The organism is Halomonas sp. E19 (assembly GCF_052439355.1).
Taxonomy (GTDB): Bacteria; Pseudomonadota; Gammaproteobacteria; order Pseudomonadales; family Halomonadaceae; genus Halomonas.
Genome location: NZ_JBNFWU010000001.1, coordinates 3,459,542 through 3,484,953 on the forward strand (window position 1 = coordinate 3,459,542; position 25,412 = coordinate 3,484,953).

Genomic DNA, 25,412 nt, shown 5'->3' on the forward strand with positions numbered 1-25,412 from the left:
GACCCAGTACCGGCCAACGCTTTTGACCCACCCCCGAGGTGGCAGCGCTGCCACCATCCACCTACCGTGTCGGCTCAGCCAAGGGTCGGGACGGAAACGTGAAGGACTGGGGAATGATTCACAAGATCAAAGCGTTACATGATGACGGACAAGGCCTGTCGATCCGTGCCATCGGCCAGGAGCTAGGCATCTCCCGCAACACTGTCCGCAAGTACCTGCGCCAGGACGAAGCCACCATCGAGGCGGCGCAGTCGAACCGGGAACGCGAGAAGAAGCTCGACGCCCACCGCGACTACATCGTCTACCTGCTGCGCACCTTTCCCAAGCTGAGCAGCGTCAAGGTCGCTCGCAAGCTGCGTGAGAAGATCGGCGAGCTGGCGGTCTCGGAGCGCACCCTGCGGCGCTACGTGAAGCAGGTGAAGAGCACCGTGGCCAGCCGGCAGCGGCGCTACTACGAACCGGTGCTCGACATGGTGCCGGGGGTCGGCGGCATGTTTCTGGGTGCCGGTAAGCTGACCAGTGGAATCGCCACGGTACTGGCCAATGTCCAACCGTTGATCGCCGCTGTCCTCGCCTACTGGTACCTGAAGGAGGTTTTGTCGCGCCGAATGTTGGCCGGTCTGCTGATCGGTTTCGTCGGCGTTGTCGTCATCGCCTTGCCGGGTCTGGACCCTTCCGTTGGCCGTCTCGAAGGAGCCCTTTACGTGCTTGCCGGCGCTTTGGGTACCGCGGTGGGCAATGTACTGCTCAAGCGTCGTAGCCGTGGTGGCGACCTCTGGTTGCCCATGGGCCTCCAATTGATGATCGGCGCTGCGTTTCTGGCCGCAGGTTCAATGGCCATGGGCGAGGAGTGGGCGATCCGTTGGAGCTGGACCTTTGCCAGTACGCTGTTTGCCCTCTCCGTGCCGGCCACCGCTCTGATGGTCGTGCTGTGGTACGCGCTGCTGGCCCGGGCTCCGTTAACCCGGCTCAATCCTGTCACTTTCTTGACCCCGGCGTTCGGCTTGCTCATCGGTATACTGATGCTGGGCGAGCGCTTCAGTGCTATCGAGTTGACAGGCGTCGCGATTACTTTACTGGGTCTGGCGCTCATCCTCAGGCCAGGCCACTCCTTGACGGTGCCGGAAGTTGGTGACAATTGATGGTTTTGGTCATCAGTAAGGAAAGTGATCGCTTTTAATCCTTTGGCACTGACTTGGGCGTGAGCAGTCGTGTTATCCAGCAGGCATCATGGAAATGGTTGCATACCGTTGCAATGGCGATCGTTAAGGGAACACCCATGAAGGCGCCGGGGATGCCCCACAGCATTCCCCAGAAGAAAATGGAAAAAACGACGGCGAAGGGGAGACGGCAAGGGCGCGCCCTTCAAGCCTGGGGTCAAGCAGGTTGCCGATCGAGAACTGGATAAGTGTCATGCCAAGGAGAACCAGCGCCGGGGTCTGCCATGACTCGAACTGAACAATGGCGAAAAGGACCGGAGGAAAGACCGCGAGAATGGAACCGATGAAGGGAATGTAGTTCAGCGCGAAGGCCAGTATGCCCCAGGTTATGGCAAAGTCGAGCCCTGCCATTAGGGCAAATAACCAAGTCAACAAACCGGTCAGTACACTAACAGCGGTTCTGACGAGCATGTAGCGGCGAAATTTCCACCCGAGGATATGAAATGCCCTCAGCAGCCGGTCGGCTGCATCCGCGCCAAGTGCATGAGGAAGGCGATGCTGAAAGGCACTGGCTTCCAGCAGGCCCAGGATCAGAAAAATCAAGGTCAATGCCACGAAGCCCATGATCGCATTGATGCGCAGCACGGCCTCATGAACCAGGTGAATGAGTCCGTTGAGGCTGAACGGATCACCTGCGGTGGGCCAAAGGCCAATCCCCTTCCTTCGAGCCATAGACCGATGGCGCGATAGGTCTCCTGTGCGCGATCGCCGTACAGCGACAGGCCGTCCGCAACGGTGCGGGCGCCGTAGCCGATCAGCAGGAGAACCGCAGCCGTGGCAATCAACACGAGCAGAACCGAAACGATGAGCGCTAATCCGCGCAGTGCTCGCCTTCCCTGGAACGCTCTGTGTTGGTACACAGGCCACACCAGCGCCATTAGAAACAGCGAGAATGCCATGGGCGCGGCGAGAACCCGTAGCCAGTACAGCGCTGCGGCGATGAGAATGATCGCGATCACCCAGAGTGGATTCAGTATCGGTGACCCATGGTGGTCGTACATGATGTTTACCTTGATATAGGACTGCTTGCCCGATCCCGCGCGAAACCCGTTACGTGAAGCGTCGGAAGATCAACCACGCCGCCAGGTACAGAGGTATGCCGGTCGCCACCAGAGCGAGGGCATGGGGCCACAGGATCTCCATGCCGGTCCCTTGAACAAGGCGATCGTCCAGGCGAATCAGCTCGGCCCCCTCGTCGACGGTCCGGCCCTCGACCAGAGAACTTTCCACCAAGCGTCCGGGGATTTCGGCGGCAAGGCGGATCGCGGTGGCTTAGATACGGTCGCTGCCATAGAGGAAGCCGGGCGGGAGTTCTCCCGGGCGCAGCGCAAAAATAGCCAGCATAGCCGCCACCGGCCAGCAGAATGACCGCAACGATCGTCTCCACAGCGAGTGTCGCATCAGCCCTCCCCCTCATCGGCTATCCACCTAGGCGCCTTTCGCGTCTATCCCCTCATCAATGGCCAACGGCCAGCCGTAGAGGCTGCGAAACGCGAACTCGCTGGCACCGTCGCGTAGCGTTCCCGCGAGTTCGAGCCAGGAGCCGATCATCGCGCTGTTCAGCGCCTCCCATTGGGGAAACGGGTTGTCGGTGTTGAGTGGCTCGCGTGCGGTTGCCACGGAGGCTGCCAGCTGCTTCACAGAGTCCATCCAAGGGTTAAAACGCTCGGCATACAGCAAACGGCTGGTTCTGGCGGGGTGTAGTTGGCGTAGCGCCTCTGCCGTCCATGGATTGGACATTAGCCGTACCCAGGGGCCAAGAAACGTCTCGTACAGAGCCACATTGTGCTCGGACAGTGCACGCACCCGCTCGAACGCCTGCGCCTGAACGGGATAGTTCAGGTTCTCAACCCGACGTTCCTCGAACCGCACCTGGAACTGTGGCTTGTGACAGTCGGGGTCGCCGGTGGGGTTGTCGATGCGCATCTCGTAGAGGCCGGGCGCCAGGTCGTTCAGCTCACCGACACTCTCGAGGATCGCCCGATGCTCGAGCCGGGCAACCTTGGCCGAGACGAAGATGCCCAGATGGCCTACATGGGGGTTGAGCAGATAGACGATGCGCTGGCCCGCGGCCTTGAGCGCCGCGGTGTCCGGGTAAACCGCCGGGATCCAGTTCAGCGCCTGGTGTGGTGGGGTAATGTTGTCGCCGCTGGAGGCGAAGATCACCAGCGGGTTGCGGATGCGCCGTAGATCGATGGTGCAGCCCGGACATACCTTGAGCTCGCCACGTTCGAGCTTGTTGCCGACGAAGAGGTTCTCGACGATAGCAACGATCTCCTCCTTGCTCAGTGCGTAGAAGCCCGTCCACCAGCGCTCGAAGTCGAGGAACCGCTCGCGCTCGGTGTCGATATGGGAAAAGAGCTGGTACTCCTTCTGCCAGAGGGTGTTTGCCGGCTTGAGCGATTCGAAGTTGGCGGCCAGATGGGCCCCGTCGAAACGCCCATCACCCAGGTCGGCCAACAGGTGTGCCAGCCAGGCGCCGCCCATGAGCCCGCCGGCAAGCCGCATGGGGTTGACGCCGGACTCGCCCGACCAGTAGGAGAGCGGCGAGCCATTGAGGACCGCGGGCCCCGCGAGGCCCTCGCAGTCGGCGGCGAGCAGGGCGATGGCCCAGCCCGCCTGACAGTTGCCGTAGAGCACCGGCAGCTTGCCAGGATGGCGCTCGGCCACCGTCTCGACGAACCGCCGCAGGACATGCAGTACATCACCCAGCGTTTGACCGGCCACGGGCTCGGGAAAGAAGGCGACGAAGTAGACCGGGTGGCCTTCGTGGAGCGCCATTCCGACTTCGGAGTCGCGCTTGAAGCCGCCGATGCCTGGGCCATGGCCGGCGCGCGGATCAAAGATGACTACCGGCGGTTTGCTGGCGTCGAGGCAGTCCTCCAAGCAGTCATCCCCCACCCGGGTGATCCGCAGCAGCGCATAGTTGGCGGGGCGTTCCAGCCGACGACCGTCGAGGACTGTCTCGTAGTCGAAGTCGAGCAGCGTCGGCTTGCCGGCCCGCTCGTGCTCGAGCATGTTGTTTGCGCGCTCACGCAGGGTGTCCAGAAGGAGCACGCTGCGCTGCCAGAGATCGGTCTGGTAGCTCAACAAGTTGGGCATCATTTGATTGTCCACCGTACCCGACAACAGCCGAGCCGTCGCCGTAGTGGAAGGTTGCTGAGCCATTTAGAGGTCCTTGGAGCGGTTGGTCTGGTGGACCAGGCGCATCGCTTCATGCTCTTCGAGCTTCAGGAGCTCACCGATCAGCTTGCGCGTCTCGGGAATCTCGGTACGCCCTTCGAGATAGCGATAGAAGCCGATGACCTGCTCATGGAGGTCGAAGATCTCCTGGCAGATCTCGTCGAAGCTCATCTCCGCATAGGGTGCGCTGCATGACAGGTGGGGCTTGATGGGCGCGTAGGCAATGTAGTCGTAGAGCCAGGTATTCAACGCCTTGGTGGCAGCCTGCTTCTTGAAGCTTGTGACGGTTTTCTCCAGTGCCGTCTCATGATCCGCTAGATATTCCAACAGCCACTTGGCGCGCTCCTCCTCCTGCCGCGTTGAACAGTGCTTCAGGCACCTGGCCAGATGCTCATGCAGGGCCCGAGTCCACTCGACCACATCACGAAAGGTTTCAACGTTCATGGCAATCACTCTCTTTACTGGTGTGTATCAAGACATGAGACCAGGTATCGAGATCTCAGTTAGGACACCGGTGGCCGTAGCACCAAACCGACAACGTTCGTGGGTAGGCCGTGCCGCGGCTCCGAGTAGAACGGATGTACGGCTTACAGGCGCAGGCGCTGGGTGAGCAGATAGATGGGAACGCCGGACTTGGCCGGCTGTTGTCGAGGTGTGCCGGAGACGGATCTAGGGATGGGGGCAGGCGTCGGTTTGGTTGTGACCGTCAGGGCATCCTCGAACTCGATTTCCTGCTGATCGACACGCAGGGCTCCCTTGGGCAGTACGAACTCGCCATGACCGTGCCGGCAACGTGGCCCTTCTTCATGCCGCGCTTTAGCAGCCACCGTGGTGGAAGCGCCCTCAAGCACCATTACCGCGTGGTGCCCGGGATCACCGGCCTCGGGATCCGGGGCCTCGGCATGGGCCAGCGCGAGCCCACTCAGCAGCAGCGCAAATAGCCCGACCAGCAATAGCCTTGCCCACTTCACGGGAGCATACGGCGCTTGGCGGTTGAATAAGCTGCGAGGGTGCATGGCGCATCGTTGCCTGACGCTGAGTGATCCTACTCACCATAGCTCACTGGCATCTAATGTCGCTTGATCGACATCAAGATATAGAGCGCCAATTACTCTGGCCGGCCGACGACAACTACTGTGACCGGTTGCCCTAAGCTTGACCGCTTGTCCCGACCCACCAGGGAGCCGGTATGGCGGTCACCAGCCAACAGGTCACGCTCTATATGTCGCAACGTCAACAAGGCCAGACTCAGGAGGTCGCCGCCGCCAAGGCAGGCCTCTCCGTCAGAACCGCCCGCCGCCTCGAACGCCGGTCCGAGTCCTCAGAGCCGCCGGCACCACGGCACTGGCGAACCCGACCCGACCCTTTCGCCGATGTGTGGGAGACCGCGCTCGTCCCCCAGCTGGCCGCCGCCCCGGGCTTGCAGGCCCTGACCCTACTGGAGTGGCTGCAGGAGCAGCACCCCGGCCAGTACCCGGACAGCCTGCTGCGGACCCTGCAGCGCCGGGTCAAGGGCTGGCGAGCCGCGCACGGCCCGGAGAAGGAGGTGATGTTTCCGCAAACCCATGGCCCTGGGCTACGCGGCCTCTCCGATTTCACCGAGCTCAAGGGAGTCATCATTACTGTGGCAGGGGAGCCATTGGATCACCGGCTCTACCACTTCCGCCTGGCCTACAGCGGCTGGTGTGATGTGCGGGTGGTGCTCGGTGGCGAGAGCTACCCGGCGCTGGCCGAGGGTCTGACGCGTGCGCTGGAGCGCCTCGGCGGGGTCCCCGCAGAGCACCGCACCGACAGCCTGTCGGCGGCCTTCCGCAATCTGGGCCGGGAGACGGAAGCCGACCTTACCGAGCGTTATGCCGCCCTGTGCGCTCACTACGGCATGACCGCCACCCGCAACAACCCAGGGCGTGGCCATGAAAACGCCAGCATCGAGTCGCCGCATGGCCACTTCAAGCGGCGCCTCCAGCAGCGCCTGGCACTGCGTGGCTCCCAGGACTTCGCCAGCCTCGATGACTATCAGGCGTTCCTCGATGAGGTGACCACCGCGATCAACCGCCGCAACGCGACCCGTATCACTGTCGAGCGTGGTGCCTTGCAGCCGTTGCCCAGCCGGCCAGGGACCGACTACACCGAGCTGACGGTGCGCGTCACCACCTCCAGCACCATCCAGGTGCGCAAGGTGCTCTACTCGGTGCCCTCCCGGCTGATCGGCGAGCGCCTGCGCGTGCATCTCTACGACAATCGCTTGGTGCTGCACCACGCACAGCAGGCGTTGCTGACGCTGCGGCGACTGCATGCCACGCCGCAAAGCGGTCGGCTGCGGGTCATCGACTACCGTCATGTCATCGGCTGGCTGGTCCGCAAGCCCCGGGCGCTGGCGGGACTGACGTTCCGCGACGAGCTGTTGCCGAGCGAGGAGTGGTGCAAGCTATATGCCCTTCTGGCCGCCGCCTTGCCAGTCGCCGAGGCCTGCAAGCGCATCGTCGGTGCCCTGGCGCTGGCCGCCGAGCAGGACCAGGCCGAGACGATCGCCAGCCACTGGCTGGACGCCCTGGCGCGTGGGAAGAGCCCGACGCTGGCCGAGCTCCAGGCCCGTTTCGCCGCCACGCCGAGCGCCACGATGGCGTTCCCCCAGGTGACCCAACATGACATCGCCAGCTACGACCACCTGGTGCCCCGCGTGCCGGTTGCGGAGGTGCGCTGCCATGCCTGATGCCCAGACGTTACCGCTGCTGCTGCGACAGCTCCGCCTGCCCACCATGGCCGCCTGTTGGCCCCAGTTGGAGACCCGCGCCCGAGCCGAGAACTGGAGCCTGCCACAAACGCTGGCCGCCCTATGCGAGCACGAGCTGGCCGAGCGTGAGCGACGCCGGCTGGCCCGGCACCTCAAGGAGGCCCGGCTGCCGGTGGGTAAGACGCTGGAGTCCTTCGAGTTCGACGCCATCGCGGCCGAGCAGCGCCGGCAGCTGAGCGCTCTAACGGGCGACACGCAGTGGGTCGACCAGGCGCACAACCTGCTGCTGTTCGGGCCCTCCGGCGTCGGCAAGAGCCACGTGGCGGCCGGGCTCGGGCATACGCTGGTCGACCAGGGCTACCGGGTGCGCTACGCCACCGCCTCAAGCCTGGTCCAGGAGCTCCAGGCCGCCAAGCAGGCCCTGCGCCTGAGCGACGCCCTGATCAAGCTCGACAAGTACGCCGTGCTGGTAATCGACGACATCGGCTACGTCCAGCGCAGTGAGGCCGAGACCTCGGTGCTGTTCGAGCTGATCGCGCATCGCTACGAGTCGGCCAGCCTGATCATCACTGCCAACCAGCCGTTCAGCGCCTGGGACAGCATCTTCCCCGACAGCATGATGGCGGTGGCCGCCATCGACCGGTTGGTACACCACGCCACGCTGATAGAGCTGAGCGGGGAGAGCTATCGTAAGCGTGCTTATCAATGTCAATTACAAGGAGGAAAGGGCGGGTCGTCAGCCTGACGACAACTACCCCACCCAACCGGCCATTCTAATTGTCGCCAACCGGCCAAAGTAGTTGACGTCGCATATCAAGAGATATTCGCCTCCCAACCTGAAGACAGGGCACAGGTTGCCGGGATGCGTAGAGCGTGGAAGACTGGCGGCTGTGCTGCTTGGGGGAGGTGTCATGACAGGAATGCAAGCCGGTTACGGCCCACTGAAGCGGCTGCTGGCTAGCCCGGAATTCAACGTGGCACTCTTTGCCTTTCTACTGAATTTCCCCTGGGAGTTCCTGCAGGTGCCGCTCTTCGTCGCGATGCCTGAGATGGCGCACTGGGACGCCGTTCTCTTCTGCACCCGGGCGACCCTGGGTGATGTGCTCATCGCCCTGATCGCTTTCTGGGTCGTGGCGGGGCTGCGCCGACATCGCTACTGGCTGCTTCGCCCCGATACGCGCTCGATCCTTGGCTTCATAGCCATTGGCATCGTGATCACGGTCGGGCTGGAATGGCATGCAACGGAGCTCCAGCAACGCTGGCAGTACGCTGAGCGGATGCCTACCCTGCCGCTGCTGGGTACCGGGCTGGCACCGCTGCTGCAGTGGCTCCTACTTCCGCCGCTGATCCTGTGGTTGGCACGTCGCCAGATCCTCGGGGAGTCGTGTCTACAATAAATTTGCGCACTCCACCGCGCTCTGCTCCCGGCTCTATTGGCACATGGTCGTCGACCTAGAGAGTCGTCTCATCCCCGGTCATGAAAGGCATGGCCATCAGTACGGCCAGTATCAGAAAGAAGGGGATGCCCAGGGCCAGAGCGACGAGCCAGGCAGAGCGATCGGGTTTGCTGGACTTGGGAAGCATCGAGTCATTCCTCCCTTGGTATTCAGGGCCTGTCAGTGAGCGGCAGGGAGAGACAGAAGGTAGTGATGCCATCCTGTGAGGAGACCGTGACCTCACCCCCATGCGCCTTGATGACTGATCGGGTAATGGCGAGCCCGAGCCCGGCCCCTTCGCCGTGGTGACTGCGGATGTTGTCGGCGCGGTGGAAGCGCTCGAATAATCGCGGAAGCTGATCGGTAGGTATGGTTTCGCCGGGATTGCTGACGCTCAGCTGCGCCCTATCCTGGGTCGAGTTGATCCTGATCTCGATGATGCCGCCGGTGGGTGTGTGGCGCACCGCGTTCGAGATCAGATTGGAAAGAGCGCGACGCAGCATCAACCGGTCGCCGGTTACCGTGGCGTTTCCGGTTAGCTGTAGATTGACGCCTTTTTCTTCGGCGAGAGCCTCGTAGAATTCCAGCAGCGCCTCTGCTTCTTGTTCAAGCACCACGGTCTCGAACGGGTTCGGTAGCAGACCGTGGTCGGTCTTTGCCAGGAACAGCATGTCGGCGATCATCCTCGCCAGTCGTTCGAACTCTTCCAGGTTGGAGTGCAGCACCTCACGGTAAGCCTCGGCGGAGCGCGGCCGCGACAGCGCGACCTGGGTTTCGGTCAGCAGGTTAGAGACGGGGGTGCGAAGCTCATGTGCGATATCTGCGGAGAAATCGCTGAGACGCTGAAAGTCGGCTTCCAGGCGGTCGAGCATGCCGTTGAAGGCGCTGACCAAGGCCAGCATCTCAGCCGGCGCATCTCGCTCAGAGAGCCGCTCGCCAAGACGGTCGGCGGAGAGCCTGCCGGCGGTACGGGTCACACGCCGAAGTGGTGCCAGGCCATTGCGTGCGGCTAGCCAGCCGAGCTGCGCTGCGATCAGCGTCGCCATCGTTATTCCGGTCCAGAGATGGCGGCGGATGTCGCTGAGAAAGTGGGTATGGTGGCTGATATCAAGTCCAATCAGCACGTCCAAGAGAATTGGCTCGGCCAGTGGAAGCGTCTTCGCTGCCTCTCGGCCGATGAAGCTGCGTCCCTCATGCTGCCAGTGGGACTGGGGAGCGGCCTCGTTTCCCTGCTTTGCCGATGCTAGTTGCTCGGGCCGAAAGGCATAAAGCACCTCGCCCTCTTCGTCACGGATGGAAAGGGCAAGAGAGTCATGACTAACCAGTATGGTGTCGAGTTGCCGTAGCAGGGCGTCGAATGCCACGGATGAGTGTGCTTGACCCAGCAAGTTATCGATCATGGCCATCTTGGCACTCAGCTCCTGGCTATCGATTTGGTCGAAGTGAGCGCCGATCAGACGCTCCATCAATAGGCCAAGTACCAGCAGCAGGCTAGCGGTCAGCATAGCGAACAATAGGGCTAGACGCGTGGTGAGGGAGAGTGGCTGTCGTCTCATGTGTTGTCAGAGGCCTCCAGCACATAACCCATGCCGCGAACGGTGCGTATCAGCTTGAGATGAAACGGGCCATCGACCTTGGCTCGCAGCCGCCTGACGGCAACATCAATCACGTTGGTGTCGCTGTCGAAATTCATGTCCCAGACCTGAGAGGCGATCAATGAGCGGGGAGTACCTCACCCTTCCGACGAATCAGAAGCTCGAGCAGGGCAAATTCCTTGGCGGTTAAATCGATGCGCTCACCGTCGCGGGTGACTCGGCGCTTCAGCAGGTCAAGCTCCAGGTCTGCGGCCCGGAATATTTCAGGCTCGCGGGTCTTGCCGCGCCTGAGTAATGATCGGATACGAGCCAGCAGTTCGGAAAAGGCAAACGGTTTTACCAGGTAGTCGTCTGCTCCTAGCTCAAGCCCCTGACCCGGTCGTCAACTTCGTCCCGGGCCGTCAGAAACAGGACGGGGACGTCCTGCCCCGCGCGTCGCACCATCTGGAGAATGGTCCAGCCATCCATCCCCGGCAGCATCACGTCGAGAAGCAGAAGGTCATACTCCTCATTCTGTGCCAAGTGGAGACCATCCAGCCCATCGCGCACCAAATCGACGACAAAACCGGCCTCCCTAACCCGGATGTTGCACCGGGTCAGTCAGAAGTCCCCAGATGCCAGGCTCGGTGGGGATAAAAGGGATCTGGGGTGGAGTTTGGCTGCTTTTTGATCAAGTTCCTGTGCTCAGGGCGCACCTCCCCCACCCCCATGTCTTTTCTGTGCCGGGGACAGCACGCCGCGACGCTATCCCGGCACCAGCTTGCTGGCCAACATCAGGAAGAGGTCCTGCTCCGGATACTGGCTGTTCAACATCAGCCGAATGGTCCGTGTGTTGCGAGTGATGACGGCGCCGATCTTCAGCAGCTTCAGGCGGATGGTGTTGACCTGGGCTTGGGCGAAGGCGGTGCGCTTAAGGTAAATCCGACGCAGCCGCTCCAGGAGCAGGTAGGCCAGCCCCGAGAGCAGCAGTCGGTACTGATTGGACCACCATTGGTGGCAGCTGGTGCGGTCTGAGAACAGGAGCTGCTGCTCCTTGATGCGGTTCTCCATCTCGCCTCGGGCGCAGTAGCGGTGGTCGTAGAGCCACTCTGCGCTGCAGCCGCGCAGGTTGGTCACCACGTAGCGGGTGTTGAAGCCACGCCAACTGGTCTCGGATTTGACGACCACCTTTCGTCGGCGCTTCTTCCAGCTCTTGGCGGCGTACTCGATGAAGCCGAAGACTCGCTGCTTCTCACGGGTCTTCTCGAAGCGGATAGCTGACTCGTAGTCGATATCCAGGGCTAGCTTGGCCAGCCGCGGGTTGCCGGCGAGGCCGACGATGTAGTCGACACCGTGGCGCTCGCACCAACTGAGGATCAGCGGGCGGCAGAAGCCGCTGTCGCCGCGGAATACGACCTTTACCTCAGGCCACGCCTGGCGCAGCCGCCGAACCAGCAGGGCAAGAATGGCGCCGGCGTGGTGGGCGGCATCTCGGTAGGCCGGGCGAAGGTAGCTGACCAGCAGCTGATCGCCACAGAACACGAACAGCGGCAGAAAGATGTAGTGGTTGTAGTAGCCGTTGAAGTGCCGCCCGAGCTGCTGGCCGTGCACCCGGTCGTCGGTGGCATCGAAGTCGAGGTAGAGCGGCTTCTTGGGTGGCCGCCGGAACGAGCGGATGAACTGCTCGATCATTTCCTCGTGGATGGTGACCGCCCAGTCCCGATCGGCTTGCTGCTCGAAGCGACACAGCGTGGACTGGCTGGCCAGCACGCCGTCGGTATCGACGGCGGTCTGCAGGGCGATGTCGTGACGCAGCGCCTGGTGGTCGTTGAGATCCTCGTAGCCCAGCGCCAGGCCAAACACGCGCTGCCGAACCAGGGTTTCGGTGCGATGCAGGCAGCGTTGAGGATCGCGGTCATCACTCAGCCGGCGAGCGATAGCGCGGGTCAGGCCCATCTCGCGGTCGAGCTGCCGCAGCAGCAGGATGCCACCGTCAGAGGTGACCTCGCCGCCATCGAAGCTGGCGGTGATCTGACGGCCTTTGCAGCGTGGAAAGGTGGCGGTGGGCGTGGTACATTTTGTCATGGCGGCTGTGTCGGCTAATTCTTGGTTAGGCTCTTGAATTATAACCGATTTTCAGCCGCTTTTTTCATGCCTGGTGCAATATTCGGGCTAAGGCCCTTGTTAATGGCCAAGTAAAGTGACCCAGTACCTTGAGCAGTTGCCGCTCGGCCACCTCGGCGAAGATCACGTGCAGACCGAACCAGATCGCCAGGTTGAGGAACACCCCCACCACCGCGGCGGCAATAGTCGCCAATGTAGTTGCCGTCGCTGTCACGCACGAACAACTGAGGCGTATGGGAAGAGGAGTAACGAGACTCTGCCGGGAGGGCAGCTGCTAAAGAGTGTGTCATGACCAGAACCTCCGGACATGACCGCGACCGCCCTCTCCGGGAGCGATATCCCGGTCGGGGTGGATAGTGATGAAGGGTTACGCGGCGAAGAGCAGCGCGTGGTTAAGTTCGTCGTGGCCAGCCACCAGCAGGAAGTCACCGTGCTGACGGTCGTTCTGCACCACGAGGGCCTCAAGCTCGAGAGCCAGAGGCTGGTGGGGGTTACCGCTTGGCGGGATGCGATGATGATCCGATCCGAGCTTAGATAACCTGTCAGGTGGTCCGAAGGATGGGGTCCTCACTTCACGCTGCAGCAGCAGCTGGAATCACTCGATGGGCGTGACCCAATGGTCCGGAACCCTACATCTATTCGCTATAAACAGATTTATATCAAACCTCGCTCACGAGAAAAAAGCCGCATCGGTTTACGATACGGCATTGCCTTAACTAGGGCGACTTACTGGGCCCTCACCTGCTCGATCGACACAATGACATAATCGGTCTCGCCGGTCTGGCGCAGCACGAAGCGAACACGTTCCTCGGCGTCAATACCCTCTGCCAAGGCTGGATCGGCCAAAGCCAACTCCATGGTCATGGCCGGCCAGCGAAGCTCGGCGATTGGTTCATGGGCCAGCACGACACTATTGCCATCCTTCGTGATCGACTGCACGGTGCCGAAGCCTTCGGCTGTGCGCATTTCCTGATGCTCATGCCCTGCCTTGGTGCCATGACCGGCATGCTTGCCGTGTCCATGATCGCTGGTCGCCATCGCAGGTAGCGCCACCATAACGCCCATCATGACTGCCAGCTGAAGTACGATCTTTTTCATATCACAGGTTTCCTTGGGTTTTGGTGTTGCTGAGCGCAGCCTCTGACGAGACAGACTCGGGAAAGTGTCGCCGCTGCCATAGCCAGTAGAGGACGGGAATGAGCAGCAGTGAAACCAGGGGGCAGAGATCATGCCTCCTACCATCGGCGTAGCGATGCGCTGCATGGCCTCGGAGCCGGGGCCGGAATCCATCAGCAGCGGGCTGAGACCCAGCACTACCGTGAGAGAGGTCATGGCCTTGGGGCGTACCCGCATGACCGCCCCTTCGATAATTGCCTCGCGCAGCTCACCACGTGTACTCGGCTGGCGCTGCTCCACTGCGCCACGGACATACATCAGCATGACCACGGCGAACTCCGCCGACAGTCCGATCAGCAGGATGAAACCCGCCGCCACGGCCACCGAGATGTCATAGGCAAGCCAGTAGAGCAGCCACACCCCGCCGACGGCAGCGAACGGCAGCGACCCCATCAGCATGAAAGTCTCGGCGACGTTACGGAAGCAAAGGTAGAGCAGCAGGAAGATCAATACGATGGTCACCGGGACCACCCACTGCAGGCGCTCCTTGGCCCGTTCCATGTATTCGTACTGGCCCGACCAGGTGACCGAATACCCGGCCGGCAGAGCGACCTGATCCATCACACGCTGGCGCGCCTCGGCCACGTAGGAGCCGATATCGCGTCCGCGAATGTCGACCACGACCCAGCCGTTGAGGCGTGCATTCTCGGTGCGGATCATGGCCGGGCCGTCGACGATGCCCACGTTCGCCAGTGCCTGCAGGGGAGATAGGCTCCTGTCGAGGTGATGACCGGCAGGTCCCGCAGGCTCTCCAGCGAATCACGCCAATCCTGGGGGTAGCGCAGGTTGATGGGATAGCGCTCCAGCCCCTCGACGGTTTCGCTGACATTCATCCCACCCACCGCCGTCTGAATGATGGCCTGCAGGTCACTGACGTTGACGCCATGACGCGCGGCAGCGCGCCGGTCGATATCGACTTCGACATAGCGCCCGGCAGCGGTGCGGTCGGCATAGGCTGAGGCCGTGCCAGGGACGTCCTGGAGTACGCGTTCGATCTCGCGACCGATGCGCTCGATTTCCGCCAGGTCGGCACCCGCCACCTTGATGCCCACGGGAGAGCGAATGCCGGTCGAAAGCATGTCGATGCGCGTCTTGATCGGCGGCACCCAGACGTTCGCCACCCCGGGAAAGCTCACCGCCTCGTCGAGCTCGCGAATGATATCGGCCTTGGTGATGCCCTCGCGCCACTGATCGCGGGGCTTGAAGCGAATGACGGTCTCCAGCATGCCGATCGGGGCCGGATCGGTGGCCGTATCGGCACGCCCCGCCTTGCCGAAGACACGATCCACCTCCGGTACCGACATGATCAGACGATTGGTCTGCTGCATGAATTCACGCACCTTGCCGATGGAGACACCGGGCTCCAGCGAGGGCATGTACATGAGATCGCCTTCATCCAGCTGGGGCATGAATTCACTGCCCAGCTTGGTCGCCGGATAGGCCACGCTGGCGGCAATCAGCACTGCTGCGGCAATGGTGGCCCAGGGATAGCGCAGCAGGGCATCCAGCCCGGGGCGGTATATGGCAATCAGCATGCGGCTCAGCGGATGGGCAGACTCAGGGCGTATGCGCCCACGCACCAGGTAGCCCATGAGCACCGGCACCAGGGTGATGCCCAGTCCGGCGGCCGCCGCCATGGCATAGGTACCGGTGAAGGCCAGCGGTTGGAACATCCGACCCTCCTGTCCCTGGAGAGTGAACAGGGGCAGGAAGCTGACCACGATAATCAGCAGCGCAAAGAAGATCGGTCGGCCGGTCTCCTTGGCCGCCTCGGCCACGGTATGCCAGCGATCCTCGCCCGGGGACGCTTTCTCGAGCCGCTTGTGCAGGTTTTCCACCATGACGATGGCGGCGTCCACCATGGCACCGATGGTCACGGCAATGCCGCCCAGCGACATGATATTGGCGTTGATGCCCTTGGCCTGCATGATCATCAGTGCCGCCAGTATGCCGATCGGCAGTGCCACGATCGCAACCAGCGCCGAGCGGAAATGGAGCAGGAAGACGACGCATACCAGTGCGATGATGAGGAATTCCTGCAGCAGCTTGCCCGTCAGGTTGTCGACCGATTCCTGGATCAGTACCGAGCGATCGTAGGTTTCCACGATCTCGACGCCTTCGGGCAGGCTCGGTCGCAGCTCATCGAGACGTGCCTTGACCCGCTCGATGGTGGCCAGCGCGTTCTCTCCATGGCGCATGACCACCAGGGCGCCTACGGCCTCGCCCTCGCCATCCAGCTCCGCGATGCCGCGACGTGCAGCAGGGCCGATGCGGATCTCGGCCACGTCCTCGAGCAAGACGGGGGTTCCGTCGCCGCCGAGGCCAACGGGCACCAGGCGTAGCTCCTCGATGCCGGTGAGGTAGCCACGCGAGCGCACCATGTATTCCGCTTCGCCCATCTCGATGACCGAACCACCTGCCTCGCGGTTGGCGCCTTCGATGGCCGAGCGGATGCCGGACAAGGTCAGCCCATAGGCACGCGCACGATTCGGGTCAAGCACCACCTGGTACTGCTTGACCATGCCGCCCACCGTGGCGACCTCGGACACGCCCGTCACGGACTGCAGCTCGAACTTCAGGAACCAGTCCTGCAGCGAGCGCAGGCCGGCCAGGTCGAGCTCGCCGCTGCGGTCCACCAGGGCGTACTGGTAGACCCAGCCCACACCGGTGGCGTCCGGCCCCAGCGCCGGCGTGGCGCCGGCTGGCAGCCGCGGCGCCACCTGGCTCAGGTACTCGAGCACGCGGGAGCGTGCCCAGTAGGGATCGGTGCCATCCTCGAACAGCACGTAGACGTAGGAGTCGCCGAACATGGAGAACCCGCGCACGTCGCGCGCCTGGGGTACGGCCAGCATGGCCGTCGACAGGGGATAGGTAACCTGATCCTCCACCACCTGGGGAGCCTGGCCGGGATAGCTGGTATGAACGATCACCTGAACGTCGGAGAGATCAGGAATGGCATCCAGCGGCATCTGCCTGCCGGTGAAGAGCCCCCAGACGACGAAAATGGCCGTTACCAGGAGCACAAGCAGGCGATTGTGCAGCGACCACGTGATGATCCTTTCGATCATGAATCGACTCCTCAGTGGTCGTGGCTCAGCGGCTCGATGGCGGTGATTTCGTAGACGAACTCCTCGCGCTCGCGCATGCGGAAGCGCATCGGCATATCGTCGTGCAGCCCATCGAGTTCGAGATCATCGGCCACGGTGAAGTCCATGACCATTGCCGGCCAGCCCAGCAGGGGAATCGGCGCGTGGTCGACGTTAAGCACGCGGGCATCGCGGTCGATGGAAATCAGGCGCCCATCGGCCCAGACATCGCCATCCGAACTCTCCTGCTCGGCTTCGGTCATGCGCACCAGCTCGGCACTGGCTGCCGCTTCGGAGTCGAGCAGGAAGTGGCCGGAGAGAACCACACGCTCTCCTTCCTGGAGGCCTTCGATGATCTCCAGGTCGCCGTTGGCACGACGCCCCACCTGGACCTCACGCGCCTGGAAACGCCCTTCGCCCAGCGCCAGAATGACCCGGTCCTGCCTGCCGGTACGGATCACCGCCTCAGCCGGCAGGTACAGGACACCTTGCAGTGGGCGGGTGGTCAGCTGGACATCGGCATACATCCCCGGTTTTAGGCGCTCACCGGGATTGTCGAAGGTCAGGCGTACCTGAACGGTTCGCGTCGGGCTGTTCAGGCTCGGATAGATGTAGTCGATCTTGCCCTCGAGACGTTCGCCTGGGCGGAAGGGCAGCTTCACATGGGCGGCGTCGCCTCGCGCCACGGCATCCACCTGATGCTCGAACAGGTCGGCCATGACCCATACCTGCGAGAGGTCGGCAATGGTCATCACCTCGGTGCCCGGGGTGACATACATGCCTTCACGTACGTTGAGCGACTCCACCACGCCACCCTGGCCCGCTCGCACCGCGATGAGCCGCCGCGGCTGACCGGCCCGCTCGATCTCGGCAATCTCGGCGGCACTGACCCCCAGCGCCCGGAGGCGCTCGCGCGCAGGAGCAGGACTGCCGCCACGACGCACGACATGCAGCAACTCCTCTTGCGCATTGACCAGTTCCGGCGAATAGAGGCGGAACAGCAACTGCCCCTCCTCGACCCGCTCGCCGGTGGTTCTGACGCTGAGTTCCTCGATCCAGCCCTGGGTGCGCAGGTGAACGTGGCTGAGTCTCGATTCGTCATAGTCGACGAAGCCGACCGTCTCGACCAGGCGCGCCAGGTCACCACGAGCCACCGAGCCGATTCGCACATTCATATTCTGCTGCACGACAGGGCTGATGCTCACTGTGCCGGGCGTTGCGTCGCCGCCACCCGCATAGATCGGAATGAAGTCCATGCCCATCTCATCCTTGCGCGGCTCGGGAGAGGTCACGGAGGGGTTATGTGGGTGGCGGTAATAGAGAATCTCTCTCTCACCGTTGGCCGTGTCCGCCGCGGCGGCAACGTGCGCATGGGAATCCGGCCAGTAGGTCACGGCAGCGGCGCCTGCGGCAGCCCCCGCACCCAGCAGGACGATGACAGCGAACGCCTTCATGCGTTTTCTCCCAGTAGATAGAGCAGGTCCACCTGCTCAAGGCGACGCTGCGACCCGATACGCACGGCCTCGATATGCGTTTCCAGCTCGGTCAGGCGTGCACGCACAAGCGAGTTGAAGTCCGTGGTGCGATTGCGATACCCATGCTCGGCGGCTTCGGCGTTCTCCCTGGCCTGCGGAAGGAGGCGCTCTGCATACTGACGCTCACGCTCGCTCAACTGATGCCACCTGGCCTGGGTCTCCCCCACCTGGCGCTGCAACTCGAGGGCCTGTGCATCCCAGGCATACTGGGCGGCCTCACGACGGTGCACGCTGGCCGATAGATCGCGGTCCTGGCGCTGGCGCGTAAAGAGCGGAAGGTCGACCATGACCATCGCCGACATGCGATCCGGCATGTCCATGCCACGCTCCGTTGGCGTGCCATAGGTCAGCTCGACCGACCACTGAGGCCTGTAGCCTTGACGCGCCAGCTCGACACCGTGGTTGCCGGCATCGACGAGAGCCTGTTCTGCGGCGAGCAGCGGGTGCGACAGCAACGCATCCGCCGGCTCGGTCATGTCGGGCAGGTCGGGGGCTAAGGGGCGTGAAATGGCATCCTGACCGACCCAACGCGCAAGCTGGGCCCGTGCTGCCGCTTCCTGTGCCTGAACGGAAAGCAGGCGATCATGCAACCGGCTCAGCTCCAGTTCGGCGCGTAACAGATCCTGTTGATCGGCAAAGCCGGAAGCAAACTCGCGTTCGGTGATATCGCGCAGGTCCTCGAACAAGGGCTGGCTCTTCTCCAGCACTTCCCGGATGGCGCGCTGCTCGTAGAGCGACAGGTAGGCACGCCGCACGGCACGAACGGCAGTGATTTCTGCGTTGCTGCCACGAGCTGCGTCTGCCATGGCCAACGCGCCTTCCCGCTCGCTTGCCAATCGACGGCTGTCGCCTCTCGGGAAGGTCTGGCGCACTCCCACACGCAGTTGGGTCATGGTGTCGTCATCGATGGAAAGACCCTCTCGTGCGACGTCCATGACCTCCATGATCAGCATGGGATCGGGAAGCTGTCTGGCCGAGATGGCGGCCTCACGTCGCGCCTCAGCCAGCTCCTGGTAGCGCAGCGTGGCAGGGTCGTCGATGCGAGCGAGCCGCTCAGCTTCCATCAGAGAAAGCACCGGCTCTGACAATACCGGCAAAGGCAACATAAAAGCCGTGCTTAACGCCACAGCCAACATTTTGGGTAACCGAGAGCCCATTCACCACCCTCCATACTCACCTGTGCACTGCGGCAAGAACAGCGCCATGGCACATGCACCATGGCCAAAAGTCATAAAAAAACTTGGTTATATCTATCAAACTGGCCGACGGGTGCCGGCCAGCCATGCTTCTTCAAAGCGTGAATACCGGGTTATTTGAAAGCAACGTGAAGGCTATAGCGATGGACGTCCCAACTATCCCCACCCGGCGCGGAATTTCCTGATACCACCAAGCTATACTGGCCGGCCGGCAACGCTTCTCGAATTTCAAAGTCGCCACCAGAAGACCTCACCTGACTCAAGGTATTGCCCTGAGCATCGATCAACTCGGCTTTCATCGGCAGTATGGAGTGCATCCCGGGGAAGTGACTGCTGGCAATCCTGACCGTTGCGGCTTCATCCAGGTTGAGTTGGTAAGTATGCGGCTGGCCAGAATTAATGATCACACTAGGCGTGCTTCCTTCCTGCAGAGCGCTTTCGCTTGATGCCGTGTGGCCAAAATTGGCAAAAGCCGGGACAGAGAACAGGCTAACAACGGCAGCGGTAAGAGCAATCTTCTTGATCATGATACACCTCATTTTTACGATGAACATTACGCCAAGTTATCTTACAACCGTCAGGACTATTACTTTCAACTTCGGGCGTGATAGAGTAACCACTCTGCCTACTCATCCCCCGTGTTGTTTGTTCATGTAGGCATAGTACGTTTCAGTAGCGGACAGGACGCTGACTCGAAAATGACATTTTTGTCATGTTAAGCCAGACCCGCCAACGGAGGCTTCATGAAGTTATTGATTGTTGAGGACGAGCCAAAGACCGGCGACTATCTGGCGCAAGGCCTTAGAGAAGCCGGCTTCGTCGTTGACCTGGCGCGCGATGGCCTGGATGGCCTGCACTTGGCACAGACCGGGGAGTATGACCTGCTGCTGCTTGACGTCATGCTGCCTGGGATGGATGGCTGGACCATCCTACAAATGGTGCGCCGCGCAGGGCAGGACGTACCCGTACTGTTTTTGACCGCACGAGACGAGGTCGACGACAGAGTGCGGGGGCTCGAGCTCGGTGCGGATGACTACCTGGTCAAGCCGTTCGCCTTCTCCGAACTGCTTGCCAGGGTCCGCTCACTGCTACGGCGCGGGAAGGCACGTGAGCCAGAAGTGTTCCGGGCCGCCGACCTGGAGCTCGACCTGCTACGGCGACGAGTCACTCGAGCCGGCGAGCGGGTCGACCTCACCGCCAAGGAGTTTGCACTGCTCGAGCTCTTGATTCGACGCCAGGGAGAAGTCCTCCCCCGTTCACTGATCGCCTCCCAGGTGTGGGACATGAACTTCGACAGCGATACCAATGTCATCGACGTCGCCGTCAGACGGCTACGTGCCAAGGTGGATGGCCCCTTCACTGTCAAGCTGATCCGGACCGTAAGAGGCATGGGGTATGTGCTGGAGTCAGGGGAGGATCAATGACCTTTTATCCCCTCTCCTTGACGGCGCGCCTGGCCACGCTCTTCTCCTTACTGGTCGCAGGCCTGCTGCTGCTGCTTGGACTGTGGCTCGAGCATCTGATTCGCGGCCACTTCGATGAAATCGATCACATGGAATTGACAGCAAAGCTGAACATGATCGAGAACCTGCTTGACCGAGTCGACAGCCCCGCCGCACTGAATACACTGCCCAGATATCTTGACGACCTATTGACGAGCCATGCGACGCTGTCCGTCTCCATCCGCGATGAGGAGCAGCGAATACTCTACGCCTACCAACCGGAATTTCTCGAACCAGTAAAGAATGGAGACGTTGACTCAGCCAGTACCCGCTGGAGCGTGGCGGGCTACGAATTCATTGGTCATGAGGTTCAGAAGCGCCTTCCTCTACCGCAGCCCATACCGGTACATGTCCTGCTTGGCCTGGATATCACGCACCATGCTCACTTTCTCGAGGACACCCGCCGCTATCTTTGGACGGGCATTGCGATAGCCGCCCTGCTGACAGCATTGCTCGGCTGGCTGGTCGCGCGTCAAGGCCTCGCCCCACTCAAACGGATCACGGCTGCTGCCAGGCGGCTATCGGCCGAACGCTTGGGAGAAAGGCTGGACCTGCAAGCCACGCCACCGGAAATGGTCGAGCTGGCCAATGCGTTCAATGGCATGCTGAATAGGCTCGAAGCCGACTTTCAACGCCTCAGCGAGTTCTCGGCGGATATCGCCCATGAGCTGCGCACCCCGGTGTCCAATCTGCTTACCGAAACCCAGGTCGCCCTGTCACGACCACGCAGCACAGAGGAATACCAGGACGCACTGCACTCCAACCTGGAGGAGCTGGAACGACTGGCTCGAATGATCGCCGACATGCTGTTCCTGGCCAAGACCGATCATGGGCTACTGCCAAACCCTGCCGAACCGGTCCATCTCGAGGAGGAAGTGACCGCTTTGCTGGAGTTCTATGACGCCCTTGCCGAGGAGAAACAGGTCAAGATGCAGCTCAGTGGTACCGCCACAGTCACCGGCGACCATCTGATGCTTCGCCGAGCGATTGCCAACCTGGTGTCGAACGCCGTGCGGCACACCCCCTGACGGCAGGATCGAGATCACCATTACCCATGACCAGGATATGGCGAGACTGTGGGTCAGAAATCCTGGAGAGACGATCCCCGCCGATCAGTTACCGAAACTATTCGATCGCTTCCACCGGGCCGACAACATCCGCAACCACCATGGCGAAGGCGCAGGTCTGGGACTCCCCATCACCCGATCAATCGTCAAGGCCCATGGTGGAGACGTCGCGGTCCGTTCTCAGAATGGCATCACAACCTTCTGCCTCACCCTGCCGCTCTCCGGCACGCAACGTACATCATCGGAGGTGTGATTCGATGGCTCTCAATTCCAGTCAACCCAATCGCTCTGCCCGCCTTGTCGCGCTCGCCGTGGGCATCCCCTGCTTCCTGGTGCTGGCCGTGCTCATGGCCATGCCCTTCATGGCCGGGGATGAAACGACCCTCCGGGTCGACGGCCCGGTACCGACTCAGCCGGGGGCAGAACGCGGCGGGGTCCACTTCTCCGGCACGGTGCACCAGTGGAGCGTGGCGGGCAGTCTCGTGATCGATGCCGAGCAACAGGCGCAACTCTCCTTCCAACTGCGCGGGCCCGACGGTAACCCGCCTCGACAGGCCATGCGCGTCCCGATCACCTTCGTCATGCCCGGCCATGACATGTCACTCAGCCAGACGGCCGAACCGACCGACCGCGACAGCTACGCGCTCGCGGCACCGCTCCCCATGTCGGGTGCCTGGCAGATGCGTATGACGTTCTCGGACGTGACCGGCGTGCTGGCGTTCGACGTCAGGGACTGACGATGCCAGGGATGCACCACGGCGGCGACATCCAGCCTCAGAGCACGGGCGCGAGCAGCTAGGCCGCCCGCGCCGCCACCCGGTGCCAGAGCGACTGAGCCTCGATCTCTGGGGTATACGGATTTAATGGTTGATGGGGCACCTTCACCCCATCAATCTGATACCACCCTCAGATGGTTGATAGATCGACTCCGTAGTTGAGTTCCTCTGCGACGTCCGGCAGTCCGTAACCGATGGTTTTCTTGTAGAAAGGAGAGACCTTCGCAGTCGGTGCCTTCTTCTTGTGCTTCGTGGTGTAGAGCATTCGTGCCCGCATCACCTCGAAGGAGTAACCGCGCCCTTCACGGTTCTTGTCCTTGGCCAGTCGGTTGATGGACTCCGTGTAAGCGTTGGTGACGGGCATGTCCGTCTCGAAGTAGGTCATGGTCTCTTCGCGCCAGTTTCCCACTGCCCTGACCAGATCGCTCCAGACTTCCTTTTGGCCCTTCGGGATGGTGGCTATCCACTCGTCCAGGGCGGCTTCTGCCTGGAGCCGTGTGGTGGCGTCCCAGATGCCGTAGAAGCGCTCCTTGTGCTCGTAGGCGGCCAGCAGTTGCGGGAACGCGCCTGTCCAGGTCTCCATGATGAGGCGCTCCCGGTCTGAGACTTCGTGAGCGCGTTTCAGCAGGATTTTCCGGTCTCCCTTGAGAGTCCGGCTCTGGGACGGTTTCAGCTCCTTTCTGAGGCCCTTGCGCACTCTCTCTAGGGCATCGTTGGCCATGCGCACCACATGGAACTTATCGACCACGATACGGGCCTGGGGCAGCACAGCCTTGACCGCTGCCCGGTAGGGGTTCCACATGTCCATGCTGACGATCTCGACCTTCTTCCGGTCTTTCAGCTTCATCAGGTAGTTGGTCACCACGTCCTGGCGGCGGGTGGCCAGCAGGTCGAGCAGGGTTCGCTCCTCAATGTTGGTCAGAATGCAGCGGTAGCGCTTGTTCAGGTATAGCTCGTCAATGCCCAGGATGCGGGGCGTCTCGAAGCGGTGCCAGCGCCCCAGGAACTCGGCGCGGGCGTTGAAGATGTCGCGCACCGTCTTCTCGTCCAGGCCGGTCTGTGCCGCCACAAAGGTGTAGGGGTGGTTGAAGGATTCCTTCTCCACGTACTCATGCAGCCGCAGTGTCATACGGAATCCGTCCACCATCTCCGGTAGCTGGGGCCTGAATGTTGTCTTGCAGGCCCGGCAGGTGTATCGGCGGCGGACCACCCAGAGAGTGACCCGCTTGCCGTGGATGGGCAGATCACGATAGGGAACGTCACGCTTGCCGAACCGTACGAACTCACCCTGCACGCCGCATTCCTCGCAGGCGATGGGATCGGGCACGTCCACCTGGAAGTGCATTTCGTCGTCGGTTGATTTGCAGCCCAGTACTTGGTATTGCGGCAGGTGAAGGATGTTGTCGGGAAGTTCGGTCATGGTGTTGTATAGGCGTAGGTGTCAGTCAGATCCATCCGGCTCGGCATTGGTGTTTGCTTTTTTACCCAACAAGCTGCTGGAAACGAAAAGTAAGGCACCGAGGACAATTGCAATATCAGCCAGGTTGAAGGCCGGCCAATGCCAGTCTCGCCAATAGAAATCAAAGGAATCCACAACATAGCCGCGAAAGACCCGGTCAATCAGGTTGCCCATGGCGCCACCGAGGATAAGACTGTAAGCGATGGCTTCTCCTTTATGACGATTTTCAAGGATCAGCTTGATCAGAAAAATCGAGACCACTACCGCGATTCCGATAAAAAAGTAGCGCTGCCAGCCTCCACCATTCGCAAAAAGACTGAATGCGGCACCGGTGTTCCATAGGTGCACCCAGTTAAAGAACGGGGTCACCGAAACATACTCGCCATAGGCCATTGATTGCTGCACCAGCCACTTTACAGCCTGATCAGACGCTGCCAGCAGGCCCGATATGGACAATAGGGCATACGGCGAGAGCTTTTTGCCAATAATGAGCATTATTTAACCCTTCAACGCCAAAATGCGTCTGGCACCGTTAAGTACAATGCCCCCCGCGATGGTGCCGATAATCAGATCCGGATAATTGGACCCGGTCCACGCGACCAAGGCGCCGGCGGTGATGACACCCAGGTTGATCACCACGTCATTGGCTGAAAATATCCAGCTTGCCTTCATGTGCGCCCCGCCCTCGCGATGTTTGGATATCAGCAGCAGACAACTGGTATTGGCAATCAATGCGACGAATGCGATAACCATCATCACCATCGATTCTGGCTCACTACCGAATACAAAGCGTCTCACCACCTCTACGAGCACGCCCACAGCCAAGATCAGTTGCAGTACACCAGCAAGGTGCGCGGCACGCACCTGCTTCTTTACGCTATGTCCGACTGCATAAAGGGCAAGCCCATACACTGCCGCATCGGCAAAATTGTCCAGGGATTCTCCAATCAGGGCGGTGGACTGGGCGATCAGGCCGGCAGTCATTTCCACCACGAACAGGACTGCATTGATGCCAAGCAGCCAGCGCAGGGTCCCGGATTCTTGCTTAGCAGAAGCTGCCGAAAACTCGGCGGCCTTGATGGTCTCCGGATTTGCAGCAACGCTTTCCTGAAGCGAGGCGCCTAGCCCCAAGGTCTTCAGTTTCGATGTGACGGGCTCGACCTCGCCGTCATGCACGACCTTCAGCCGGCGGTTCGACAAGTCGAAGGACAGCGCCCGAATCTCCTCAAAGCCGTTCAGGGCTAGGCGAATCATTCGTTCTTCTGATGGACAGTCCATCTTCGGCACGGCATAAACACTGACCCATCTCCCTGGCGCCTCGAGTTATCGTCAAATCTGGTGGAT

The 25,412-nt window shown here is 61.5% G+C and carries 24 protein-coding genes and 4 pseudogenes; 10 read left to right on the forward strand and 18 right to left on the reverse strand.

Going from position 1 to position 25,412, the window contains the following annotated elements:
- Positions 1–113: 113 nt before the first annotated feature.
- Positions 114–485 (forward strand): annotated as a pseudogene (locus ACUDAL_RS18125) (helix-turn-helix domain-containing protein); the annotation flags it as partial.
- A gap of 6 nt (positions 486–491) precedes the next feature.
- Positions 492–1,142, forward strand: coding sequence for a DMT family transporter (locus ACUDAL_RS18130; RefSeq protein WP_444679433.1), 651 nt, complete (start codon positions 492–494; stop codon positions 1,140–1,142).
- Positions 1,143–1,265: 123 nt separating this feature from the next.
- Here the strand turns inward: ACUDAL_RS18130 and ACUDAL_RS18135 are convergent, their stop codons facing one another.
- The 6 genes from ACUDAL_RS18135 to ACUDAL_RS18160 all read right to left on the reverse strand — a co-directional run bounded on the left by ACUDAL_RS18135 (position 1,266) and on the right by ACUDAL_RS18160 (position 5,374).
- Entirely contained in the window at positions 1,266–1,805 is a 540-nt protein-coding gene (locus ACUDAL_RS18135; protein ID WP_444679112.1) for an AI-2E family transporter, read from the reverse strand.
- Positions 1,766–2,221, reverse strand: a complete 456-nt coding sequence (locus tag ACUDAL_RS18140) for a hypothetical protein (protein ID WP_444679113.1) — start codon at positions 2,219–2,221, stop codon at positions 1,766–1,768. The genes ACUDAL_RS18135 and ACUDAL_RS18140 overlap by 40 nt, the downstream gene beginning before the upstream one ends.
- A 49-nt stretch (positions 2,222–2,270) precedes the next feature.
- Positions 2,271–2,450 carry a hypothetical protein gene (locus ACUDAL_RS18145; RefSeq protein WP_444679114.1) on the reverse strand — a complete coding sequence of 60 codons (180 nt, stop codon included), beginning with the start codon at positions 2,448–2,450 and terminating at the stop codon, positions 2,271–2,273.
- 198 nt (positions 2,451–2,648) lie between these two features.
- Positions 2,649–4,388, reverse strand: coding sequence for a DUF3141 domain-containing protein (locus ACUDAL_RS18150; RefSeq protein ID WP_444679115.1), 1,740 nt, complete (start codon positions 4,386–4,388; stop codon positions 2,649–2,651).
- Positions 4,389–4,847, reverse strand: a complete 459-nt coding sequence (locus ACUDAL_RS18155) for an ATPase (RefSeq protein ID WP_444679116.1) — start codon at positions 4,845–4,847, stop codon at positions 4,389–4,391.
- A 143-nt stretch (positions 4,848–4,990) separates the two neighbouring features.
- Positions 4,991–5,374 (reverse strand): hypothetical protein, encoded by a 384-nt coding sequence (locus tag ACUDAL_RS18160; protein ID WP_444679117.1) that lies wholly within the window; start codon positions 5,372–5,374, stop codon positions 4,991–4,993.
- Between the two features lie 218 nt (positions 5,375–5,592).
- Between ACUDAL_RS18160 and istA the strand changes: the two genes are divergently transcribed.
- The 3 genes from istA (at position 5,593) to ACUDAL_RS18175 (ending at position 8,534) form a co-directional block, all read left to right on the forward strand.
- Positions 5,593–7,116, forward strand: coding sequence for an IS21 family transposase (gene istA, locus ACUDAL_RS18165; RefSeq protein ID WP_234247281.1), 1,524 nt, complete (start codon positions 5,593–5,595; stop codon positions 7,114–7,116).
- Entirely contained in the window at positions 7,109–7,882 is a 774-nt protein-coding gene (istB, locus tag ACUDAL_RS18170; RefSeq protein WP_444679118.1) for an IS21-like element helper ATPase IstB, read from the forward strand. Before istA ends, istB begins: the two co-directional genes overlap by 8 nt.
- A gap of 166 nt (positions 7,883–8,048) precedes the next feature.
- Positions 8,049–8,534 carry a hypothetical protein gene (locus ACUDAL_RS18175; protein WP_444679119.1) on the forward strand — a complete coding sequence of 162 codons (486 nt, stop codon included), beginning with the start codon at positions 8,049–8,051 and terminating at the stop codon, positions 8,532–8,534.
- A gap of 209 nt (positions 8,535–8,743) precedes the next feature.
- On the opposite strand, the gene ACUDAL_RS18180 is transcribed toward ACUDAL_RS18175, so the two are convergent.
- From ACUDAL_RS18180 to ACUDAL_RS18195, 4 genes and pseudogenes are all read right to left on the reverse strand, one after another.
- A complete protein-coding gene (locus tag ACUDAL_RS18180; protein ID WP_444679120.1) occupies positions 8,744–10,129 on the reverse strand; it encodes a heavy metal sensor histidine kinase in 1,386 nt (461 codons plus the stop codon).
- A pseudogene (locus tag ACUDAL_RS18185) lies at positions 10,126–10,768 on the reverse strand (heavy metal response regulator transcription factor). The gene ACUDAL_RS18180 and the pseudogene ACUDAL_RS18185 overlap by 4 nt, the downstream one beginning before the upstream one ends.
- A 144-nt stretch (positions 10,769–10,912) precedes the next feature.
- The gene (locus tag ACUDAL_RS18190; RefSeq protein WP_444677628.1) at positions 10,913–12,232 is read right to left on the reverse strand and encodes an IS1380 family transposase; all 1,320 of its coding nucleotides are present in this window, start codon (positions 12,230–12,232) and stop codon (positions 10,913–10,915) included.
- A 64-nt stretch (positions 12,233–12,296) separates the two neighbouring features.
- Positions 12,297–12,464: a hypothetical protein gene (locus tag ACUDAL_RS18195; RefSeq protein WP_444679121.1), complete on the reverse strand. Its 168-nt coding sequence runs from the start codon at positions 12,462–12,464 to the stop codon at positions 12,297–12,299.
- Between the two features lie 114 nt (positions 12,465–12,578).
- Between ACUDAL_RS18195 and ACUDAL_RS18200 the strand changes: the two genes are divergently transcribed.
- The gene (locus tag ACUDAL_RS18200) at positions 12,579–12,809 is read left to right on the forward strand and encodes a hypothetical protein (protein ID WP_119023317.1); all 231 of its coding nucleotides are present in this window, start codon (positions 12,579–12,581) and stop codon (positions 12,807–12,809) included.
- A gap of 188 nt (positions 12,810–12,997) precedes the next feature.
- Here the strand turns inward: ACUDAL_RS18200 and ACUDAL_RS18205 are convergent, their stop codons facing one another.
- The 5 genes and pseudogenes from ACUDAL_RS18205 to ACUDAL_RS18225 form a co-directional block, all read right to left on the reverse strand.
- Positions 12,998–13,561: a copper-binding protein gene (locus tag ACUDAL_RS18205; protein WP_444679434.1), complete on the reverse strand. Its 564-nt coding sequence runs from the start codon at positions 13,559–13,561 to the stop codon at positions 12,998–13,000.
- Positions 13,547–16,515: pseudogene (locus ACUDAL_RS18210) on the reverse strand (efflux RND transporter permease subunit); the annotation flags it as partial. The gene ACUDAL_RS18205 and the pseudogene ACUDAL_RS18210, both read right to left, overlap by 15 nt.
- A gap of 11 nt (positions 16,516–16,526) precedes the next feature.
- A complete protein-coding gene (locus tag ACUDAL_RS18215) occupies positions 16,527–17,987 on the reverse strand; it encodes an efflux RND transporter periplasmic adaptor subunit (RefSeq protein WP_444679122.1) in 1,461 nt (486 codons plus the stop codon).
- Positions 17,984–19,132, reverse strand: coding sequence for a TolC family protein (locus ACUDAL_RS18220; RefSeq protein WP_444679123.1), 1,149 nt, complete (start codon positions 19,130–19,132; stop codon positions 17,984–17,986). The genes ACUDAL_RS18215 and ACUDAL_RS18220 overlap by 4 nt, the downstream gene beginning before the upstream one ends.
- Before the next feature lie 245 nt (positions 19,133–19,377).
- Entirely contained in the window at positions 19,378–19,791 is a 414-nt protein-coding gene (locus tag ACUDAL_RS18225) for a hypothetical protein (RefSeq protein ID WP_444679124.1), read from the reverse strand.
- A 216-nt stretch (positions 19,792–20,007) separates the two neighbouring features.
- Here ACUDAL_RS18225 and ACUDAL_RS18230 point away from each other — a divergent pair, with 216 nt between their 5' ends.
- The 4 genes from ACUDAL_RS18230 to ACUDAL_RS18245 are packed head-to-tail and all read left to right on the forward strand — an operon-like array spanning position 20,008 to position 22,570.
- Positions 20,008–20,688, forward strand: a complete 681-nt coding sequence (locus tag ACUDAL_RS18230; protein ID WP_444679125.1) for a heavy metal response regulator transcription factor — start codon at positions 20,008–20,010, stop codon at positions 20,686–20,688.
- A 17-nt stretch (positions 20,689–20,705) separates the two neighbouring features.
- Positions 20,706–21,794 carry a heavy metal sensor histidine kinase gene (locus tag ACUDAL_RS18235; protein WP_444679126.1) on the forward strand — a complete coding sequence of 363 codons (1,089 nt, stop codon included), beginning with the start codon at positions 20,706–20,708 and terminating at the stop codon, positions 21,792–21,794.
- A 37-nt stretch (positions 21,795–21,831) separates the two neighbouring features.
- Positions 21,832–22,086 (forward strand): ATP-binding protein, encoded by a 255-nt coding sequence (locus tag ACUDAL_RS18240; protein ID WP_444679127.1) that lies wholly within the window; start codon positions 21,832–21,834, stop codon positions 22,084–22,086.
- Between the two features lie 4 nt (positions 22,087–22,090).
- On the forward strand, positions 22,091–22,570 hold the full coding sequence (locus ACUDAL_RS18245; protein WP_119022624.1) for a hypothetical protein: 480 nt from the start codon (positions 22,091–22,093) through the stop codon (positions 22,568–22,570).
- 169 nt (positions 22,571–22,739) lie between these two features.
- Here ACUDAL_RS18245 and ACUDAL_RS18250 read toward each other — a convergent pair whose 3' ends face one another.
- From ACUDAL_RS18250 to ACUDAL_RS18260, 3 genes and pseudogenes are all read right to left on the reverse strand, one after another.
- On the reverse strand, positions 22,740–24,029 hold the full coding sequence (locus ACUDAL_RS18250; protein WP_444679128.1) for an ISL3-like element ISPpu12 family transposase: 1,290 nt from the start codon (positions 24,027–24,029) through the stop codon (positions 22,740–22,742).
- A gap of 21 nt (positions 24,030–24,050) precedes the next feature.
- Entirely contained in the window at positions 24,051–24,563 is a 513-nt protein-coding gene (lspA, locus tag ACUDAL_RS18255; RefSeq protein WP_004863699.1) for a signal peptidase II, read from the reverse strand.
- 3 nt (positions 24,564–24,566) lie between these two features.
- Positions 24,567–25,388: pseudogene (locus ACUDAL_RS18260) on the reverse strand (cation transporter); the annotation flags it as partial.
- Between the last annotated feature and the right edge of the window lie 24 nt (positions 25,389–25,412).

Excerpts from the sequence above, each read along its gene's own strand:
- ACUDAL_RS18130 (WP_444679433.1), top strand. The coding sequence starts at position 492 with ATGTTTCTGGGTGCCGGTAAGCTGACCAGTGGAATCGCCACGGTACTG.
- ACUDAL_RS18140 (WP_444679113.1), bottom strand. The coding sequence starts at position 2,221 with ATGTACGACCACCATGGGTCACCGATACTGAATCCACTCTGGGTGATC.
- ACUDAL_RS18150 (WP_444679115.1), bottom strand. The coding sequence starts at position 4,388 with ATGGCTCAGCAACCTTCCACTACGGCGACGGCTCGGCTGTTGTCGGGT.
- ACUDAL_RS18155 (WP_444679116.1), bottom strand. The coding sequence starts at position 4,847 with ATGAACGTTGAAACCTTTCGTGATGTGGTCGAGTGGACTCGGGCCCTG.
- istA (WP_234247281.1), top strand. The coding sequence starts at position 5,593 with ATGGCGGTCACCAGCCAACAGGTCACGCTCTATATGTCGCAACGTCAA.
- istB (WP_444679118.1), top strand. The coding sequence starts at position 7,109 with ATGCCTGATGCCCAGACGTTACCGCTGCTGCTGCGACAGCTCCGCCTG.
- ACUDAL_RS18175 (WP_444679119.1), top strand. The coding sequence starts at position 8,049 with ATGACAGGAATGCAAGCCGGTTACGGCCCACTGAAGCGGCTGCTGGCT.
- ACUDAL_RS18180 (WP_444679120.1), bottom strand. The coding sequence starts at position 10,129 with ATGAGACGACAGCCACTCTCCCTCACCACGCGTCTAGCCCTATTGTTC.
- ACUDAL_RS18190 (WP_444677628.1), bottom strand. The coding sequence starts at position 12,232 with ATGACAAAATGTACCACGCCCACCGCCACCTTTCCACGCTGCAAAGGC.
- ACUDAL_RS18200 (WP_119023317.1), top strand. The coding sequence starts at position 12,579 with ATGACCGCGACCGCCCTCTCCGGGAGCGATATCCCGGTCGGGGTGGAT.
- ACUDAL_RS18205 (WP_444679434.1), bottom strand. The coding sequence starts at position 13,561 with ATGGATTCCGGCCCCGGCTCCGAGGCCATGCAGCGCATCGCTACGCCG.
- ACUDAL_RS18215 (WP_444679122.1), bottom strand. The coding sequence starts at position 17,987 with ATGAAGGCGTTCGCTGTCATCGTCCTGCTGGGTGCGGGGGCTGCCGCA.
- ACUDAL_RS18220 (WP_444679123.1), bottom strand. The coding sequence starts at position 19,132 with ATGGAAGCTGAGCGGCTCGCTCGCATCGACGACCCTGCCACGCTGCGC.
- ACUDAL_RS18225 (WP_444679124.1), bottom strand. The coding sequence starts at position 19,791 with ATGATCAAGAAGATTGCTCTTACCGCTGCCGTTGTTAGCCTGTTCTCT.
- ACUDAL_RS18230 (WP_444679125.1), top strand. The coding sequence starts at position 20,008 with ATGAAGTTATTGATTGTTGAGGACGAGCCAAAGACCGGCGACTATCTG.
- ACUDAL_RS18240 (WP_444679127.1), top strand. The coding sequence starts at position 21,832 with ATGGCGAGACTGTGGGTCAGAAATCCTGGAGAGACGATCCCCGCCGAT.
- ACUDAL_RS18245 (WP_119022624.1), top strand. The coding sequence starts at position 22,091 with ATGGCTCTCAATTCCAGTCAACCCAATCGCTCTGCCCGCCTTGTCGCG.
- ACUDAL_RS18250 (WP_444679128.1), bottom strand. The coding sequence starts at position 24,029 with ATGACCGAACTTCCCGACAACATCCTTCACCTGCCGCAATACCAAGTA.
- lspA (WP_004863699.1), bottom strand. The coding sequence starts at position 24,563 with ATGCTCATTATTGGCAAAAAGCTCTCGCCGTATGCCCTATTGTCCATA.